This is a genomic window from Sporofaciens sp. JLR.KK001 (assembly GCF_036941055.1).
Lineage (GTDB): Bacteria > Bacillota > Clostridia > Lachnospirales > Lachnospiraceae > Sporofaciens.
Window position 1 is genome coordinate 2904073 of the sequence record NZ_JAYMNO010000001.1, and the last position, 18543, is coordinate 2922615.

Here is an 18543-nt window from a genome sequence, read left to right on the forward strand (position 1 = left end):
CAAATCAAGAAATTACTGTCGTAAAATTTTGACTATTTTCGTCAATGTTTTTAAAATTCGACATTTTTCAGCATATCTTCTATAAATATGCCGTATCCCCTGGCGGCATCTTGGACAAATACATGGGTGACCGCGCCGATGAGTTTCCCGTTCTGTATAATCGGGCTTCCGCTCATGCCCTGCACGATTCCGCCCGTCACCGCAAGCAGGTTTTTATCCGTCACTTCGATCACGATTCCCTTGTTTACCTCATCCGCATTTTTGTCGATTTTTGTAACACGAATATGATAATCCTTCACCGTACCCTCCACGGCGCAGCGTATGGTGGCCGGGCCCTCTACGATCTCCTCCTTGGAGGCCGTCTCAATCGGCGTCTGGTCCGTGAATAAAGCATCGATCCGGTCGATGGTGCCGAAGATCCCGCAGTCGGTATTCCTGGTTATATTGCCAAGCACATTATAATTATTATAGACAATAATCCCCTCCATGCCTCCCGGCGTTCCGTTCTGCCCTTTCTGGATATCCTTGATGCTGGTCTCGTATACGGTTCCTTCGTTGATCTCCAGCAGCGTATTGGTATCCACGTCATGAATCCCATGGCCAAGAGCGCCGAAATGACTGTCCGTATTCAGAAATGTGATCGTGCCAAGTCCCTGCGCGTTATCTCTCACCCAGATTCCAAGCTTACATTCCCTGGCATTCTGGCGTACCGGCTTCATCCTGATATTCATATACTGCTCCGCTCTTCTGACCCTGAGGATGACCTCATCGTCTCCAAGCCCGTTTACCGTCTCGATCAGTTCTGACTTATCGTGAATGGCCCGGTCATTCAGAGCGACGATATAATCTCCCTCTTTCACAAGATTGGCAGCCGGCTCATAATTCATCCCGTCCTCCGCCGTGATGGAATCCGTGCCAAGTACCATCACGCCCTCGGTCTCCATATAGATACCGATCGGCATTCCTCCGGGAATGACCATATTGCCCTGGGCTGTACTGGCGTTCACCTCCGCTTTAAGTTTGCTCTGCTGATACTCCGTCAGATAATAGCCGCCTCCCACGGCAATCAGAAATGTCACGATCATGATAAGGATTCTTCTGTACCAGTATTTTCTCATCTTCACAAACCTCCGCTTTTAAATACATATTTCCAGACAAAAAAGGATAGATACCCTCTGATATGGATATCTATCCTATTATGTGATAATTTCCTGTAAATTACTCAAAAAATAATTGAATTATATCTGCTTTACCGTCTGCCTTGCAAGCTCCTTCATCTCAACCGCGCTCTTAAGCACCGTATCCGTGATCTTCGCCCCGCCCAGGATCCTCGCCAGCTCCCGGACCGACTCATTCTCATCAAGCCTGCGGATATCCGTCCGGGTATCCCCTTTGCTGGACGCCTTCTCGATCAGATAATGCCGGTCAGCCATAGCCGCGATCTGCGCCAAATGGGTAATACAGATGACCTGATGTCCCTTCCCTATGACCGCCATCTTCTCAGACACCTTCTGCGCCGTCCTCCCGCTGATCCCCACGTCGATTTCGTCAAAAATCAGCGTCTCGATCTCGTCCCGGCTCGCCATCACAGTCTTGATCGCAAGCATGATCCTTGACAGCTCCCCGCCGGACGCCACACTGGCAAGGGGCTTAAGCGGCTGTCCGGGGTTCAGAGAGATCATGAACTCTACGTCGTCCATTCCTTCCGCCGTATATCCCTTCGTCTCCGCAAAGCCGATCTCAAACTGCACATTCTCGAAATTCAAATCCTTAAGCCCGTCCTCGATGGACTTTGAAAGCACCTTCGCCTGCTTCCTGCGGATAGCGGACAGCTTCTTCGCCTGCTTCCTCAACTCTTCCTCCGACTTCTTTGCTTTGGCCCGCAGATCTTCGATATAATTATCATAATCCTCCAGCGCCGCAAGCCGCTTCTCCTGTGCAGCGCAATACGCAAGAATCTCTTCGATGGTATTGCCGTACTTGGTCTTCAGATGATTGATCTCATTGAGCCGTTCCTCCGTATCATGGAATTCTTCATCCGAGAACTCGCACTCGTCCGCATAGTCCGCCAGCTCCCTGTTGAAATCATTCAGCAGGCTGTCTATCTCCACCAACTGGTCATACATCTGTGAAGCCCTCTCATCATATTCCACGATCTCCGAGACCGCACGGATCGCACGGCTTAAGTTCTCGCTCGCGCTGTCATTCCCTTCGCTGGTATAGAGATATGCCTCGCTGACGCACTCGGCGATCCTCTTGCTGTTCACGATACGGCGGTACAACTCCTCGAGATCCTCGTCCTCCCCGATCTTTAAGTCGGCCTCCCGGATCTCCCCGGTCTCGAACTTCAGAAACGACAGCTCCTTTGCCCGCTGTGCCTCATCCGTCTCCATCTCGTCTAATTCCTTTTCACACGCCTTATATGCCTTATATGCCTCAAGAACCTTCTGCTTCACATCTGAAGCCGTCTCTCTTGCAAATGCATCCACGATTCCAAGATGATTCTTCTTATATAGCAATGACTGATGCTCATGCTGGCCATGGATATCAATCAGTATAGAAGCCGCTTCCTTAAGAAGAGCGATCGGAACCGTCTCACCGTTGATCCTGCTTATGCTCCTCTTCTCCATCAGCCGCCGGCTAAGTACCACAGTCCCGTCCTCCGGGTAAATGTCAAGCTCCCTAAGTTCCCGGATCTGATGCTCATTCTCCACCTGGAAGGTCAGCTCCACGAATCCGTATTCCGCACCCTGCCTCAAGATATCCTTCGTATAGCGTCCCCCAAGCGCCAGATTCACAGAACCAAGTATAATGGACTTGCCCGCTCCGGTCTCACCGGTCAGGATGTTAAGCCCGTCCCCGAATTCCACCTCTATCTCATCAATCAATGCCAGATTCTTCACATGTAAATTCTGTAACATTCTGCCTCCTACAACACAATTCTGCCAATCTTATCCATCACCCTCGCCGTATCCTCTACGCTTCGAATCGCACACATGATCGTATCATCACCGGCAATACTGCCCACCACCTCGTTCCACCTCATGGCGTCGATCGCCGCACACACCGCCATCGCCATACCGGATACGGTCTTGATGACCAGTATATTCTGGGCCATATCCATGGAAAGGAAACCGTCCCTTAAAACTCTGATGTATTTCTCGCCCATACTATTTTCTTCATTCTGATGTACGGCATAACGCTGTTTCCCGTTCTTATCTGGTACCTTCGTAAGCTTTAAGTCCCTGATATCACGGGAAACCGTTGCCTGAGTCACCTTGAATCCCTCCTGGTTCAGATACTCCGCCAGTTCTTCCTGAGTCTCTATATGATTCTTCTGGATCAGTTCAATGATCTTCGCATGTCTGTTTCCCTTCATGGTGCTAATTTCCTTTCATCTTTCTGCGCAGCGTCTCCAGGAAGCTGACCTTACTTAGCTTCATGATCGTAGCGGACGCGTCAGACCTTCTTACCTTCACCCGATCGCCCGTCTTAAGCGATATGGTGTCCGCCCCGTCAAACGCCACATATACCTCCTCCTTCGACCCGTTGCGCCCCGGACCGATGGCTATCTCGATCTCATCCTCCGAGGACAAGACGATACTCCTGGTATTCAGGGCATGAGAACAGATAGGCGTGATAACGATCAGGGAGGCCGTAGGCTCCACGATCGGCCCTCCCGCCGACAGGTTATACGCCGTTGAACCCGTAGGCGTAGACAGTACCACCCCGTCCGCCTCATAATCATTCAGAAGTTCTCCGTTCACATACAGCCGGAAATGAATGATATGCAGCTCCCCTTTCCGGGATACTACGATATCATTGAGAGAGACATCCGACCGCACCTTCCCGCTCCCGTCTCTGAATATTCCCTCCAGCATCATCCGCCTCTCAAGTACATAATCGCCTCTTATGACCTGTCCGACCGCCTCTTCGATGCCGCCGACCTCTACCTCCGTCAGATACCCTAAGGTCCCCATATTAATGCCAAGGATCGGGATAGCCTTATCCCAGAACAACCTTGCCACCTCAATAAGACTTCCGTCTCCTCCGATCACTACCGCACAATCAATCTCCTCAGGCACGGAATCCCTGATAATCTTCTTCTGCTCATCCTTCTTGCACAGGACGCATTGCTTCCCCGCCGCACAGAGAAGCTCCGTCACCTGTCTGGTCACGGCATGCTCTGTGTCCTTTCCGTCATTCGTAACAATCAAAAACCTATCCATCATTTACCTGTTCCTCATAAAATATCCTACGTCTTCGACAGTGCCGCAAACGCTTCGCCGGCAACCCCGGGAACATCAATCGAACCGGCAATTCTTCCTTTCCCCTCACATTTCCCAAGATGCATCAGGTATTCAATATTCCCCTCCGGTCCCCTGATCGGGGAAAATGTAAGGTCCAGCACGTCAAATCCCGTATCCACGGCATACCTGAATACGGCTTCGATCACCTCGATATGGGTGCTCTTCTCACGGACAACACCTTTCTTGCCCACCTTCTCGCGCCCGGCTTCAAACTGGGGCTTGATCAGGGCGGCTACCTCTCCGCTCTCCTTAAGATAAGCGTGGATCGGCGGAAGCACCTTCGACAGTGATATGAACGAGACATCAACGGAAGAGAAGTCTATGGGTTCCCCCAGATCCTCCGGCGTCACATAACGGATGTTGGTCTTCTCCATACAGACGACCCGCTCATCCTGACGAAGCTTCCAGTCAAGCTGCCCCCGCCCCACATCAATGGCATAGACCCTCAACGCGCCGTTCTTAAGCATACAGTCTGTAAATCCCCCTGTAGACGCACCCACATCTGTGCACACTTTGCCCTGCACATCCACGTCAAAATTCTGAAGGGCTTTCTCAAGCTTCAACCCTCCCCGGCTCACATAGGGGAGGACATGCCCCCGCACCTCGATCAGGACCTCCTCCGGAAATGTAGTTCCTGCCTTATCCTCTCTCTGACCATCCACGAAGACGCTGCCGGACATAATGATCGCCTTCGCCTTCTCACGGGAGGGGGCAAGGTTCCTTTTCACCAGTAATATATCCAAACGTTCCTTCATATTCACCTCTGTCTGTCAAATTTATGCCCGCGGGCGGCGAGCCGGTCGAACATGCCTGCATGCACATCCGGCGGCTGCCGCAAGGGTCACAGTTCATCATATACACGCATGATCCTGCCTGCCATAGTCTCCACATCAAGCCCGGTCTCCCTGCGGAGGGCCGCAATACTCCCATGCTCCACATAGTCGTCCGGAAGCGCAATCGGTAAGATACGCACATTCCTGTCCTTCCCGCAGATATATTCCATCACATGTTCCCCGAAACCTCCGGTCTGAACATTCTCCTCTATGGTCACGATCAATGTGTGGTCCTGACAAAGGCCGGCGACCATCGCCTCGTCGATCGGCTTCACAAACCTTACATTGACCAACGTACAGGGATATCCCCTGCTCTTGAGCAGCTCCCTGACCTGAACCGCCGGTTCAAACATATGACCCACGCACAGGATCGCAATCCCCGACTCCCGGTAAAGCATCTCACTCTTCCCGTATTCGATCGGCGCCCTGAATTCCTGATATCCGTCATAAGCCTCGCCCCTTGGATAACGGAGGGCAACCGGTCCCTGGTAATCAAGGGCGAACCTGAGCATATCCGCCAATTCCCACTTATGCTTCGGAGACATGACCGTCATGTTGGGAATACTGCTCAGATAAGACAGATCGAAGATCCCCTGGTGCGTCTCCCCATCGCTTCCCACCAGCCCCGCCCGGTCAACCGCCAGGACTACCGGCAGATTCTGGAGCGCCACATCATGGATAAGCTGATCATAGGCACGCTGAAGAAAAGAAGAGTACACGGCAAATACCGGGTGGATCCCGCCTGCCGCCAATCCCGCCGCAAAGGTAACCCCGTGTGCCTCGGCAATCCCCACGTCGAAGAAACGGTCGGGATAGAGCTTCCTAAACCGGGAAAGGCCTGTCCCGTCAGCCATGGCTGCCGTGATCGCCGCCACCTCCGGGCGGTTCTTCGCCTCGTCACAGAGCACCTTGCCGAACACATCGGTACAGCTGTCCTTCTTCTTGGGCGCTTCCGGCTCTCCCGTCTCGATCTGGAACGGCCCGATCCCATGAAACTTGTCCGGATGCTTCTCCGCCGGTTCATATCCCTTGCCCTTCTCTGTTATCACATGCAGAAGCACCGGCCCGTCTACCCTCCGGGCCTCTCTGAACGCCTGGCACAGAAGCGGAATATGATGTCCGGGAACCGGCCCCAGATAAGTAATTCCCATATCTTCAAAGAACATACCCGGTACGACCAACTGCTTGATACTGCTCTTGGTCTTGCGGATCTTCCTGATCATAGAATCCCCCACCACCGGAATCTGGTGCAGAGCTTCCGTAATCCCCTTCTTAAGTCCCGTATAGATATCCGCTGTCCGAAGCCCGGCAAGATATCTGGACATTCCTCCCACATTCTCCGAGATCGACATATTGTTATCATTCAGGACGATAATAAAGTTCGTCTCCAACGCAGACGCGTTGTTGAGAGCTTCATAGGCCATGCCGCCGGTCAGCGATCCGTCCCCGATCACGGAGATCACACTGTAATCCTCCCCCTTAAGATCCCGTGCCTGAACATAGCCAAGCCCCGCCGATATGGATGTAGAGCTGTGCCCCGTGTCAAATGCATCGCAGGCGCTCTCCTTCCTCTTAGGGAAACCGCTCATACCTCCGTATTTGCGCAGATCGTCAAATCCGTCCTTACGCCCTGTAAGAAGCTTATGCGTATAAGACTGATGCCCCACATCCCAGATGATCTTGTCTTTCGGAAGTTCGAAGATCAGATGCATCGCGATCGTAAGCTCCACAACCCCCAGATTGGACGCCAGATGTCCTCCGCTCTTGCTGATCTTCTCGATCAGAAATTCCCGGATCTCTTCTGCCAGTCCGTCTAACTCCTCCGGCAGCAGATCTTTGATATCATTCTCCTTCTGTATCCTCTCTAACATAGTCCGCCCCCTTTGTCTGTTTGTCCCGATATTCCCATCCGTTTTGTACTACTTATCCCTGTGGCTCAACTGGAGCAGAAGCTCTTCAAGGAATGCGTTCTTCCCCGGCAATTGATGCAGAAGCGTGATCGCCTCATTGGACAGACGTTCTACTTCCTTCTTCGCCTCGTCGATCCCCATCAGGGTAACATAGGTCGTCTTCTCGTTCTTCTCATCACTGTGCACAGGCTTGCCTAGCACCTCGCTGGTACTGGTCACATCCAGGATATCATCCTGGATCTGGAATGCCACGCCCACGTATTCAGCGATACGCTCAACCTTCTTCACATCCTCCTCGGAAGCGCCTCCGAGGATCGCCCCGATCATCATAGCCGCCTCAATAAGCGCCGCCGTCTTAAGCCGGTAGATCGTATCCAGCACATCCTTCGCAACCGTATGCCCGGTCTCCTTCACATCAATGACCTGACCGCCGATCATCCCGTAGATCCCGGCTTTCTCACCCAGCACCGCCAAGGCCCGTCCGATCGACAGGCTTTTCTCCGGCTCGATTACAAACGCCCGGAATGCCGTCTCAAACGCATAATTAAGCAGGGCATCCCCCGCAAGGATCCCCATATCCTCTCCATATACGATGTGCGTGGTCTTGCGCCCCCGCCTGTATTCGTCATTATCCATCGCCGGCAGGTCGTCATGCACCAGAGAGTACGTATGTATCATCTCAAGCGCCGCCATAAACGGACGCAGCGCCTTGCTCGTCCCGTCATACAGACAAAACGTCTCCTGCATCAGCATGGGGCGGAGCCGCTTGCCTCCCGCTAAGAGACTGTAACCCATAGCTTCCATGATCACGCTCTGGTATCCTCTCTGCTTCGGCAGGTATTCCTGTAAAATGTCCTCGATCTTCTGTACCTTCTGCTTCATCTGCTTCTGAAAATCTTGTATATTATTGTTAGAATTCATGCGTCCCTCCCTCTTCGTCTAAGATCAGCATCTTCTTCTCAACCGCATCGATCCGTCCGCTGCAATTCTTAAGCAGTTCCATGCCCTTATGATAGAGACCAAAAGAATCCTCAAGAGATACTTCTTCCTCCTCCATCTTATGGATCACATCTTCCAGTTGTTCAAATAATTCCTCAAGGCTTAACTCTTCCTGCGTCTCTGTCTCTTCTATTCTGACGTCCATGCCGCGTCTCCTTTCTTGTGCACTCTGCGTTTCGTTCCCCGTGATGTACTAGGATTGCAGGATTGCATCCTCCACCACGGCACGGATCCTGCCGTCCGTCACGTAGATATCCAGTTGGCTTCCCGGCCGGACCTGCCCGACACTTCTGACCGCTTTCCCGTCTTCCCCGGCCACATAGGAATATCCTTTGTTCAGCTTCCTTATAGGAGACAAACCCTTCATGACCTCCATATAGATCGCCAGTCTGTGCCTGGACTCCTTCAATCTGCCGTCCATCAGCAAACGCAGAGCATCCTCTAACTCGGATAGTCTCTGCTGCTGCTCCTGTAAGCGGTAACGCGGATGCAGGCATCTTAGATGCATCTGATCCTCCCGAAGCCTTAACCGGTTCATCTGCACCTTCTGTATAAGCAGGCGCGACAGCCGCTCACGGCTATCCTGCAGATGTGCCTGAAGCTGCCGGTAATCATATACCGCAAGCTCCGCCGCCGCAGACGGAGTCGGCGCGCGCAGATCCGCTACATAATCCGCAATCGTCGTATCCGTCTCATGGCCCACCGCAGAGATCACAGGAACCCGGCACTGGAAGATCGCCCTGGCAACCTCCTCCTCGTTAAATGCCCACAAGTCCTCGATCGAGCCTCCGCCGCGGCCCACGATCATCACGTCCACCTTCGCCTCTTCTAACATCCGGATCCCCCGGACAATGCTCTCCTTCGCACCGTCGCCCTGCACTTGCGCCGGATACAGGATCAACTGGACAAAAGGATTCCTGCGGGCGGCAATATTCATAATATCACGCACCGCCGCGCCGGTAGGCGCCGTCACGACACCGATCCGCCCTGCATAAGCCGGAATCGGCTGCTTGTATTCCGGCGCGAACATCCCCATCTCTTCTAATTCCTTCTTGAGCATCTGAAACTGCTCATAGAGCCTGCCGTCCCCGTCCAGACGGATCTCCTTCGCATAGAGCTGGTAAGAACCGCTCCTCTCATAGATACTTACCCCTCCAAAGACTACAATCTGCTGTCCGTCACACATACGAAAAGAGAGCCCGCCCCGCTGCCCGGCAAACATAACACAGGCAATCGTTCCGGACTCATCCTTCAGTGAAAAATAGATATGACCTGAGGTATGGTACTTGCAGTTGGATACCTCGCCTTTCACATAAATACGGTTCAGCATATAATCCTGAGTAAACATATTCTTGATATAAGCATTGACCTGCTTCACTGTATATACATTCCGAACCATAACCCTTCTCCGCCCATCACTTGTAACCGTTCAGGCAAGCTGCCCTGTCTGAACTGTTACCGTCACTTCGCAAGCTTCGCCAGTACAGCATTGATGAACGCCGGTCCGTCGTCACTGCTGTACTTCTTCGCCAATTCTACCGCCTCGTCGATCGCAACGCCTGTAGGAACATCCTCGTCCCACTTCATCTCATAAACGGCAAGCCGCAGGATGGTCAGATCCGCCTTGTTCATACGGCTTGTCTTCCATCCTGTAGTATGCGTATTCAGCAGAGTATCGATCTCATCCTTCACCTCTGCGATTCTCCGTGTCTTCTCCCGGATATAGTTAAGATCCCGCTCTCTGGCACCCTCAAGCTCCTCGAAATAAAGCTCCAACTGCTCCGATAGTTCCTCCGGTTCACAGAACTCTATCCCAAACAGCACCCTAAAGATATGTTCTCTTAATTCTGTCCTCTTCACTTATGCTTCCTCCGGCATATCCACTCCGGCAACACGGATATTGACGTCGGCAACCTCGAGTCCTGTCATATTCTCGATCGCCGCCTTCACTTTCTCCTGAACCTTCTGCGTCGTATCCTTGATGCTGTATCCGTAATTCAGGTTCAATACCAAGGATACCGTCACGATCCCGTCCAGGACGTCCACCTTCACACCCTTAGAGAGAGACTTCATGCCAAGCTTGCTTACAAGCTCTCTCGTCGCATTCCCTGTCATAGAAGAGACGCCCTCCACCTCAGTCGCCGCAAGTCCTGCGATGATCGCTACCACCTCGTCCGCGATCTTCACCTCTCCAAGATTCTCTTCTGTCTGTATCGTATACGTATTTCTCTCTTCTTTGCTCATATTTAAGAAACCTCCTGTCTCATATACACTTCTTTTTATTATAGCAAATGAATACTATTTTGCAAAGTAGCGATACTGATTTTGTCTAAAATTTTATAACAGTACAGGCAAGCCCGCCCTGCTACATGATTTTCCGACCGTACGGCTGCCGCTCCTGTCCTATCTGGCGAATTCAGCCAGTACCAGTCCTTCGTTTCGCTCTACAGTCATACGGATGCTCCACTCATTTACAAACAGAAGAAGCGGGCGGTCCTTCAGGTCCTTGACCTTCTTCATATCAGAGGTTCCGGTAAGCTTGTCAAGGTCAGTTTCCGTGTGCTCGATCCAGCGGATATACTCATACGGAAGGCTGTCAAGACGGATCTCTACATTATATTCATTCTCCAGCCTGTATTTCAGCACGTCAAACTGCAGCACGCCTACCACGCCCACTATGATCTCCTCCATACCGGTATTGAACTCCTGGAAGATCTGGATCGCACCCTCCTGGGCGATCTGGTTGATTCCCTTGATAAACTGCTTCCGCTTCATAGTATCTACCTGCCGCACCCTTGCAAAATGCTCCGGCGCGAAGGTCGGAATTCCCTCATAGGCGAAATGCTCCGCAGACGCCGTGAGCGTATCGCCGATTGAGAAGATTCCCGGATCAAACACACCGATAATGTCGCCGCCGTAAGCCTTCTCGATCATCTTACGCTCGCTCGCCATCATCTGCTGCGGCTGGGATAAGCGCACCTTCCGGCCTCCCTGTACGTGGAATACATCCATCCCCGCCTCGAACTCCCCGGAACAGATCCGCATAAACGCGATACGGTCTCTGTGCGCCTTGTTCATATTAGCCTGAATCTTGAATACAAAGGCCGAGAAATCCTTTTCCTCCATAGGATTCACCGCGCCCTTGTCCGATATCCGCGGAAGAGGCGGCGTCGTCATCGTAAGGAAATGCTTCAAAAAGGTCTCTACACCGAAGTTTGTAAGAGCAGAGCCAAAGAACACCGGAGACAGCTCTCCCTTACTTACTTGCTCCTGATCAAACACAGCTCCCGCACCGTCCTGCAGCTCGATCTCCTCCATTAACTGAGCAAGCTGTGCGTCCGTCACCCACTCTTTGATAGCCGGGTCGTCTGCCGCGATCTTGCGGACTTCTCCCTGTGTAGTTCCCTTGTGGGTATCTGAGAACAGCTCCACCTTCTTCGTCTCCCTGTCGTAGACCCCCTTGAATTCCTTGCCGGAACCAATGGGCCAGTTGACCGGGCAGGTGGCGATTCCCAGTTCATTTTCAATATCATCCAGAAGCTCGAAAGTATCCATCGCTTCCCGGTCCATCTTATTAATAAAAGTAAATATAGGGATATGCCGCATGGTGCACACCTTAAAAAGCTTCCTCGTCTGCGCCTCAACACCCTTGGACGCGTCGATCACCATCACCGCCGAATCCGCCGCCATCAGCGTCCGGTAGGTATCCTCCGAGAAATCCTGATGCCCCGGAGTATCCAGGATATTGATACAGTATCCGCCGTAGTTAAACTGCAGCACCGAAGATGTGACCGAGATACCTCTCTCCTTCTCGATCTCCATCCAGTCGGATACCGCGTGCCTCGCCGTAGCCTTCCCCTTCACGCTTCCGGCCAGGTTGATGGCTCCCCCATATAGCAGGAACTTCTCCGTCAGTGTTGTCTTACCCGCATCCGGGTGGGATATGATGGCAAATGTTCTCCTCTTCTTGATCTGATTCTTTATTTCATCCGTAATCTGTGACATAGATTGCAACACTCCTAAGATATGATATATTATGGCCGGTTTTTACTTCCCTTAAGCCGGTAAACAGTATAACATAAGCAGGCGGATTCCTCAATATGTCAAATTCGGTTATTCAAAACAATACCTGTCATTTTGAACTGAAGTTTTGACATTATTACTTGTGTTGTTTGCGGCTCTGTCTTACATAGACAATCATAAAAGAAGATAAGCATCCGTACCCTGAGAAAGTTGGATGCTTATCTTTTAGAATTAGCTAAAATTTTACTGAGGGTATATCGGAACTCCGTGTCCGATTAACCTTTCTAACTAGATGCATTTTTCACGTTCATGTTTCAATCTGCATTCAGATATTCAGACCTCCTAGTATAATAATGGTGTAGTCAAGAATGACTACTGGTTAATAGTTACAAAGTCCAATCTAATAAATCTATATAGATATAACGGAAGGAGGAGTTCCCCCTCCATCAGAAGTTATAAAGTAACATTATTTACCATGTCTGAGGTTTCCTTAATGCACCAGACAAAAGATAGAGGTATAATCACTGGAGGCAGGATCATTGACGACACCTCCTTGGGAACCGGCCTTCCGGCTGGTGAAACCTCTTAGAAAGTCTGTCAGTCCATTCGGTGGTGATTTATGTTTTGGCTGGTTGGGAAGCCCCAGGCTAATACCTGTATAAACCGCTAGGTTGTGTATCCGCCCTCTGGAAATGGATGCCTGCCAGAAAGGATAAAACCATGAAATACCCAAAAGTACTTATGATGCTTGAAAGCATCCCTTATCTCTCAGTCGGGCTTGATGTCGGTGCAGACTTCACCTGGATGTCCATCATGCTGCCCAATGGCATTCTCACCGGGAAACCTTTTAAGATCATTCATTCTGATCCGCAGTCCCGTGAGCTTGCTGTCGCAAAAATAAAGGAAGCACAAGAGATGTATTCCCTCGAAAGCCGCTGCTTCCTTGAGTCCACCGGGATCTACCACATCCCGCTCCTGTACTTCCTTCGTGATAAGGGGTTTGACTGCTCAGTCATTAATCCTATCATCACTAAGAATAGCACAAATATGAACGTAAGGAAACTGCATAATGATAAATTTGATTCAAAAAAAGCTGCCAAAGTCGGCCTGGATGCTTCCCTTAAGACTTCCATCATACCAGATGATGAGGTCATTGACCTGCGCAACCTGGTACGGGACTACTATTACTTCAAAGACCTGCAGTCCGCTGTCGTCCTGAAGCTCACGGCGGAACTGAAAGTGTCCTTTCCCGCATACCGGAAGGTGTTTAGCAAGGTCACTACCCAAACTTCCTTAAAGCTTCTGGAAGCTTACCCCCTTGCCGCAGACATGCTTGCCGCCCCAAAAGACATACTTGTGGAAACCATACGCAAAACCGCACGTTTCGGTGAAAAATATGCCGTTTCCAAATATGATGCCATACGTGCTGCCGCAAAGGACGCCGCTGTTTTCGGACGTGCGCTTCAAAGCAGTGCACTCCGGATCCGACTGTATATCAAAACCTACCGGGAATACCAGGAGCATCTGGACAATATACTTGAGGACCTGCATAAGGCTGTTGATAAGCTGGAAGGGACGCCGGTTTATGACCGTATCTTCCTTCTCCAGTCCCTACGTGGTGTCGGTTTTCTCAGTGCAGCCGTCCTGATCGCTGAAATGGGCTCCTTTGACCTGTTTTCTTCCCCAAAGAAGCTTTATGCTTACTTCGGCTTGGATCCTGCCGTGAAGCAATCCGGCAAGTTCAATGGGGATAAAGTCCACATGTCCAAGAGGGGTTCTAGCCTTGCCAGGCGTATCCTGCATATGGTGGCTATCAATAATCTTAAGGTGGATAAAGGGACAAAAACACCAGTAAATCCAGTTATCCACGGCTATTATACCGACAAATGCAAAAGCAAGAAGAAAAACGTGGCTGTCGGGGCTGTCATGCATAAAATCTGCAATATCATTTTTGCCATGCTCCGGGATAATAAACTATTTGAGATCATCACTCCTCAGGAACACTGTGAGCGGTATCTGGCAGCGCATCCCGACAAGATACAGAACGCAGCCTAACAGGTTTATCATGAATTTTAAAGATTTCCACATGGGTGGGCTTATTAAAGTTACCCTTTTTTACATCAACTGCTTGAAAAAAACTTTTTTAACATTTTTCATTTTACCTATTGACATTTCTTAGCTGGACTTTGGTGGTGTCCGCAAATAGCCTCGCACGTCTTGCTGTAGCAAATAGTTTGATATTGGCAGCCGTCCGTCTTCCATGAACGTCTTCAGGTATTCCCTTTGGTTTTGGCTTTCTTCCCTTTGTCTCAATCAAAACAGCCGGCTGCAAGCACAAACATTGCCAACAGGAAATTATTCCCCTGCCAGTTTCACTTTGCAGCGTTTCATATAGCACGCAATCCCATATTTTAAAATTTTATCTGCCCCGTTTGCCCGGAGTTCCTCATCATACTTCCGTTCCTCTACCTGCTTTAACGCTCTTTCACAAGCCTGATCTAGATCACCGTCATTGGCATACTTGACTTCAATAAGGATAGCTATTTCACTGTTTTCGGTTTCTATGAGGATATCGATATATCCTTCACCGGTTTCCTGATTTGAAAATACACCCCAGCCTTCTTTCACGCCCAAGATTCCAAGCAGTATCCCATGATAAAAGTTCTCCTTACTTGCTTTTCTCACAAACGTATCCCTGATGCTGATGGTCTTTTTCAGGTAGCTTTCAAAAATCTTCTCTACATTTTTTTCCTTTCCATTTTTAAGAGCCTCACAGAACCGGCTTAGCGTATCCCCGTCTTTTTTCACACTCTCTTTGAAGTATTCCATAATCTGTGCTTGAAAAATATCCCGTATTTCCAGATTTGGAATTTTGAGTCTGTACATCTGGGGATCCAATGCACACGTTTGTGTTAGATATCCGGTTGTGAATAGCACACTCCAGATATTTTCAATCGAATGATACATATCTTTATAGGTCAATTCCGGACGAATGGTTTTTATGATTTCTTTCCCCGCCATCAAACCTTCTATCTCTCTCTTTGTTGTTGCACTTTTCGACTGTCTGATAAATTCCTTAACTTCTGCATTACCGCTCGTATTTACCCAATAATTCTGTGGAATAGCTTCTTTATTTGTGCGAAGACTACGAAGATAAGAAACCACATCCCATGGACAATATACCTCTACATTCCCAAAGCGATATCCATCATACCATTCTTTGATACTTCCATACTTATCAGTACATTCATAATACGTTAAAAGGTCACATACCTCTTGATCTGTAAATCCAAAATATTCATCGAAATCAACATCTGTAATCGTGAAGGTGGTAAAATTATTAAGACCGGTAAAGATACTCTCCTTTGAGATGCGCATACATCCGGTCATTACTGCAAATTTCAGACTGTTGTTTGTTTTTAGCGCCTGTTCCAGCAGATTACGGATTAGAAATACCATTTGATCATAATACCCATTTTCAAACGCTTTTGCTAATGGGACATCATATTCATCAATTAAAAGAATTACTTTTGTTCCATAATGTTTCTCCAATAATTCCGATAATATTTTCAATCCACTGCAAAATACGGCTTTACTCATTCTGCTATCTAAAAGTTTCTTATATTCTGACTTATCAAAATCACTTAAATTCCTGCTTTCCAAAAGGAACTGGGTTCTACCTGCTACATTCTTCATAATCTGAACTGCAAAATCAAATGCATCCTCATAAGCAGCAGCATTGATTCCTTTAAGGGAAACTGAAATCACAGGATATTTCCCCATATAATCTTCACACAGCTTTTTATCTTTTGAGATTTCCAAGCCATCAAATATATTCTTATCGCCCCCTATGGAAAAAAAGTGTTCCAGCATACTCATATTTAAAGTTTTTCCAAAGCGTCTTGGTCTGGTAATGAGATTTACTATTCCGCCATTGTGGAACAATTCTGAAATCAACTTTGTTTTATCCACATAATAATAGTTATCGTTAATAATCTGCTCAAAATTTTCTACTCCCACCGGAAGGCGTTTCTTTTCTTCACCCATGTTACCCACACTCCTTCTCTATTAACTATATTATAACAAAGATATCCTCAAAAGCCTATACCTAACTTTCCCTTGCTTCACGCAGTTTCCAGTCGTCGTTCCTTTTCACACCCACGCTTTCAACATCTCTCTGGAAGAAATATTTTATAATCTGTTTGGGTAATTTGTGAAAATGAGAAAGGCTTTCTTTACAACACGTAAAATACGTGTTATCATGTGCTTGTAAGGAGGAAACATACATGAGATTCAGAATAAATCCATACGAAATTAGGCGGGGCTGAAATAAGACCCTGCCCTTGAAGTAAATTGTAGGAAGGAGCATTTGATTGATGAATTATGTGTACCCGGCTGTTTTCTATGAAGAAGAAGGGAAGATATCCGTCATTTTCCCTGATCTGGGAAATCTCGCAACCTTTGGGGATAATGTGGCGGATGCTATGCGCATGGCGGTTGATGCCTGCGGTCAGTATCTCTTTACCGCCCTGCGTGACAGTGAATCACTCCCCGTTCCCAGTGCATTGGGCGAGATCGATCCCACCGCCATCCTGAAAGATTTTGAAATGGAATCCGCTGCTGACAGCGCTTTTGTCAATATGGTACTGGTGGATATGACCGAATACGCAAGGCAGCACAGCGATAAGTCAGTGAAAAAGACTTTAAGCATCCCCATGTGGCTGAATACTCTTTGTGAAGAAAAATGCATCAATTTTTCAAAAGTATTGCAGGAGGCGCTTCTCTCTAAAATTCAGAACTAACACCTATTAGCTACCCCAAATTTCATACGAAATTGGGGTAGTATCCAGAGATATCCGAAATTAATAAGGTAACTTATTTCATCTCACTGATAATTTTCATTAGGAACGGCATGATTTAAAATCTTTGATACAGTTTATCACCATATCCTGCTCCTCAGCCTCCATATACGGATGAATCGGCAATGCCAATATTCTGCAGCATAATTGTTCCGTCACCGACAAATCCGTTTTCACACAATCCATCCCCTCAAATGCCGTCTGCCTGCTCATCGGCTTAGGATAATAAATCATAGAAGGAATTCCCCTATCCTTAAGATATGCCTGTAAACCATTGCGCTCTTCCTCACTATCCAGTAAAATCGAGTATTGTGCCCAACTGGAATAAAAGCCTTCCTTAATAAAAGGGACTCTCACATAATCTGCCAGCTGACAGCTATATCTTTCGGCCGCATGATTCACGTCTCTCAGTTCATATTCCCGGAATGCCTTTAACTTCACCTGCAGAATTGCAGCCTGCAATGTGTCCAGCCGTGAATTTATCCCAATGCGTACATTATCATACTTGTCCGATCCCTTACCATGTATACGATATGATCTAAGCAATGCCGCCCAATCATCATTGTCGGTGAATACTGCTCCGCCGTCTCCATAACATCCTAACGGTTTTGCCGGGAAAAAGGAAGTTGTAGAGATATCACCGAAGCTGCATGCCATCTGCTCCCCTATCTTTCCGCCAAAACCTTGCGCACCGTCTTCTAAAATCAGAAGATGATATTTGTCCGCGATTTTTCTGATCGCAGGGTAATCCGCAGGCTGTCCGAACAGATCTACCGTAATAATTACTTTGGGAACCAGTTTTCCTTCTTCTTTTACTTGCAGAATCGCCTGTTCCAAAGATTCTGCGGAAATATTAAAGGTATCTTCTTCCACATCTACAAAGACAGGCACGGCTCCTTCGTATGCAGGTGTCTCACCTGATGCAAAAAAGGTAAAATCCGGTACAAATACCGCATCCTCTTCGCCTATGTTCCAGGCCATCAGCGCCAATGACAGTGCGTCCGTTCCGTTGGCACAGGTAATACAGTGTTTGACGCCTGCATAGGAAGCCAATTGCGATTCCAATTCTGTGACTTGTGATCCGGATATGAAATTTCCTGCGTCTAGGACTTGCTTAATTGCATAATCTATATCACTTTTTAATATTTTGTATTGCTTTTGTAAATCTCTGAATTGCATTTTCTATTCTCCCACATCGACTAAAACTATTCTTATTGAAATCTAATGGCATGTTCCATAATCCAACGAAAAGGCATCTATCATTGGTCGTAACACAATCTAGCAAATGTATCTGCTACAATACATCTCGATAAAAATATCTATTCAATTTTTATAAATTTTCTGCTTTCCATTCTTAGCTTCTTCTAATTTAATACAACTTTCTCCAAGATACTGAACTGCCCATTTAAAATTGATCCGTTTAATTTTTCACCCAAATATCTCTCAATAAACACCATCAACATTGCAGTCAATGCTGTTCCTTCCATAAATTGTATAAATAATAAACACAACATTCCATGTCCCATTTTTTATACTAAAAAAACATTCAGTTTCAGATGCAATCAAATTATTCTTTAGTTCGTCTTCCTTATTGGTAATCACAAATAAT

Annotated in this window: 16 protein-coding genes; 2 read left to right on the plus strand and 14 right to left on the minus strand. The window is 48.3% G+C overall.

The window, feature by feature from the left end:
• Positions 1-50 precede the first annotated feature (50 nt).
• The 12 genes from spoIVB to VSQ62_RS15125 form a co-directional block, all read right to left on the minus strand.
• The gene (gene spoIVB, locus VSQ62_RS15070; RefSeq protein WP_334635645.1) at positions 51-1118 is read right to left on the minus strand and encodes a SpoIVB peptidase; all 1068 of its coding nucleotides are present in this window, start codon (positions 1116-1118) and stop codon (positions 51-53) included.
• A 120-nt stretch (positions 1119-1238) separates the two neighbouring features.
• Positions 1239-2921, minus strand: coding sequence for a DNA repair protein RecN (gene recN, locus VSQ62_RS15075; RefSeq protein ID WP_334635646.1), 1683 nt, complete (start codon positions 2919-2921; stop codon positions 1239-1241).
• Positions 2922-2929: 8 nt separating this feature from the next.
• The gene (gene argR / locus VSQ62_RS15080) at positions 2930-3379 is read right to left on the minus strand and encodes an arginine repressor (protein WP_334635647.1); all 450 of its coding nucleotides are present in this window, start codon (positions 3377-3379) and stop codon (positions 2930-2932) included.
• A gap of 4 nt (positions 3380-3383) precedes the next feature.
• On the minus strand, positions 3384-4229 hold the full coding sequence (locus VSQ62_RS15085; RefSeq protein ID WP_334637671.1) for an NAD(+)/NADH kinase: 846 nt from the start codon (positions 4227-4229) through the stop codon (positions 3384-3386).
• 26 nt (positions 4230-4255) lie between these two features.
• Entirely contained in the window at positions 4256-5065 is an 810-nt protein-coding gene (locus VSQ62_RS15090) for a TlyA family RNA methyltransferase (protein ID WP_334635648.1), read from the minus strand.
• Between the two features lie 86 nt (positions 5066-5151).
• Positions 5152-7014 carry a 1-deoxy-D-xylulose-5-phosphate synthase gene (gene dxs, locus VSQ62_RS15095; protein ID WP_334635649.1) on the minus strand — a complete coding sequence of 621 codons (1863 nt, stop codon included), beginning with the start codon at positions 7012-7014 and terminating at the stop codon, positions 5152-5154.
• Between the two features lie 48 nt (positions 7015-7062).
• Positions 7063-7974 carry a polyprenyl synthetase family protein gene (locus tag VSQ62_RS15100; protein WP_334635650.1) on the minus strand — a complete coding sequence of 304 codons (912 nt, stop codon included), beginning with the start codon at positions 7972-7974 and terminating at the stop codon, positions 7063-7065.
• The gene (xseB, locus tag VSQ62_RS15105) at positions 7964-8197 is read right to left on the minus strand and encodes an exodeoxyribonuclease VII small subunit (RefSeq protein ID WP_334635651.1); all 234 of its coding nucleotides are present in this window, start codon (positions 8195-8197) and stop codon (positions 7964-7966) included. Before xseB ends, VSQ62_RS15100 begins: the two co-directional genes overlap by 11 nt.
• A 48-nt stretch (positions 8198-8245) precedes the next feature.
• Positions 8246-9451, minus strand: a complete 1206-nt coding sequence (gene xseA, locus VSQ62_RS15110) for an exodeoxyribonuclease VII large subunit (RefSeq protein WP_334635652.1) — start codon at positions 9449-9451, stop codon at positions 8246-8248.
• Between the two features lie 62 nt (positions 9452-9513).
• On the minus strand, positions 9514-9912 hold the full coding sequence (gene nusB / locus VSQ62_RS15115; RefSeq protein ID WP_334635653.1) for a transcription antitermination factor NusB: 399 nt from the start codon (positions 9910-9912) through the stop codon (positions 9514-9516).
• Positions 9913-10296: an Asp23/Gls24 family envelope stress response protein gene (locus VSQ62_RS15120; RefSeq protein ID WP_334635654.1), complete on the minus strand. Its 384-nt coding sequence runs from the start codon at positions 10294-10296 to the stop codon at positions 9913-9915.
• Between the two features lie 159 nt (positions 10297-10455).
• A complete protein-coding gene (locus VSQ62_RS15125; protein WP_334635655.1) occupies positions 10456-12057 on the minus strand; it encodes a peptide chain release factor 3 in 1602 nt (533 codons plus the stop codon).
• Between the two features lie 738 nt (positions 12058-12795).
• Here VSQ62_RS15125 and VSQ62_RS15130 point away from each other — a divergent pair.
• Entirely contained in the window at positions 12796-14130 is a 1335-nt protein-coding gene (locus VSQ62_RS15130; RefSeq protein WP_334633440.1) for an IS110 family RNA-guided transposase, read from the plus strand.
• Positions 14131-14430: 300 nt separating this feature from the next.
• Here VSQ62_RS15130 and VSQ62_RS15135 read toward each other — a convergent pair whose 3' ends face one another.
• Positions 14431-16122, minus strand: coding sequence for an AAA family ATPase (locus tag VSQ62_RS15135; protein WP_334635656.1), 1692 nt, complete (start codon positions 16120-16122; stop codon positions 14431-14433).
• A gap of 329 nt (positions 16123-16451) precedes the next feature.
• Here VSQ62_RS15135 and VSQ62_RS15140 point away from each other — a divergent pair, with 329 nt between their 5' ends.
• Positions 16452-16877, plus strand: a complete 426-nt coding sequence (locus VSQ62_RS15140; protein ID WP_334635657.1) for a type II toxin-antitoxin system HicB family antitoxin — start codon at positions 16452-16454, stop codon at positions 16875-16877.
• A 99-nt stretch (positions 16878-16976) separates the two neighbouring features.
• Here the strand turns inward: VSQ62_RS15140 and VSQ62_RS15145 are convergent, their stop codons facing one another.
• The gene (locus VSQ62_RS15145; protein WP_334635658.1) at positions 16977-18113 is read right to left on the minus strand and encodes a DegT/DnrJ/EryC1/StrS family aminotransferase; all 1137 of its coding nucleotides are present in this window, start codon (positions 18111-18113) and stop codon (positions 16977-16979) included.
• Positions 18114-18543: the final 430 nt, after the last annotated feature.

Coding starts and splice junctions, on each gene's coding strand:
- spoIVB (WP_334635645.1), bottom strand. CDS start 1,118: ATGAGAAAATACTGGTACAGAAGAATCCTTATCATGATCGTGACATTT.
- recN (WP_334635646.1), bottom strand. CDS start 2,921: ATGTTACAGAATTTACATGTGAAGAATCTGGCATTGATTGATGAGATA.
- argR (WP_334635647.1), bottom strand. CDS start 3,379: ATGAAGGGAAACAGACATGCGAAGATCATTGAACTGATCCAGAAGAAT.
- VSQ62_RS15085 (WP_334637671.1), bottom strand. CDS start 4,229: ATGGATAGGTTTTTGATTGTTACGAATGACGGAAAGGACACAGAGCAT.
- VSQ62_RS15090 (WP_334635648.1), bottom strand. CDS start 5,065: ATGAAGGAACGTTTGGATATATTACTGGTGAAAAGGAACCTTGCCCCC.
- dxs (WP_334635649.1), bottom strand. CDS start 7,014: ATGTTAGAGAGGATACAGAAGGAGAATGATATCAAAGATCTGCTGCCG.
- VSQ62_RS15100 (WP_334635650.1), bottom strand. CDS start 7,974: ATGAATTCTAACAATAATATACAAGATTTTCAGAAGCAGATGAAGCAG.
- xseB (WP_334635651.1), bottom strand. CDS start 8,197: ATGGACGTCAGAATAGAAGAGACAGAGACGCAGGAAGAGTTAAGCCTT.
- xseA (WP_334635652.1), bottom strand. CDS start 9,451: ATGGTTCGGAATGTATATACAGTGAAGCAGGTCAATGCTTATATCAAG.
- VSQ62_RS15120 (WP_334635654.1), bottom strand. CDS start 10,296: ATGAGCAAAGAAGAGAGAAATACGTATACGATACAGACAGAAGAGAAT.
- VSQ62_RS15125 (WP_334635655.1), bottom strand. CDS start 12,057: ATGTCACAGATTACGGATGAAATAAAGAATCAGATCAAGAAGAGGAGA.
- VSQ62_RS15130 (WP_334633440.1), top strand. CDS start 12,796: ATGAAATACCCAAAAGTACTTATGATGCTTGAAAGCATCCCTTATCTC.
- VSQ62_RS15135 (WP_334635656.1), bottom strand. CDS start 16,122: ATGGGTGAAGAAAAGAAACGCCTTCCGGTGGGAGTAGAAAATTTTGAG.
- VSQ62_RS15140 (WP_334635657.1), top strand. CDS start 16,452: ATGAATTATGTGTACCCGGCTGTTTTCTATGAAGAAGAAGGGAAGATA.
- VSQ62_RS15145 (WP_334635658.1), bottom strand. CDS start 18,113: ATGCAATTCAGAGATTTACAAAAGCAATACAAAATATTAAAAAGTGAT.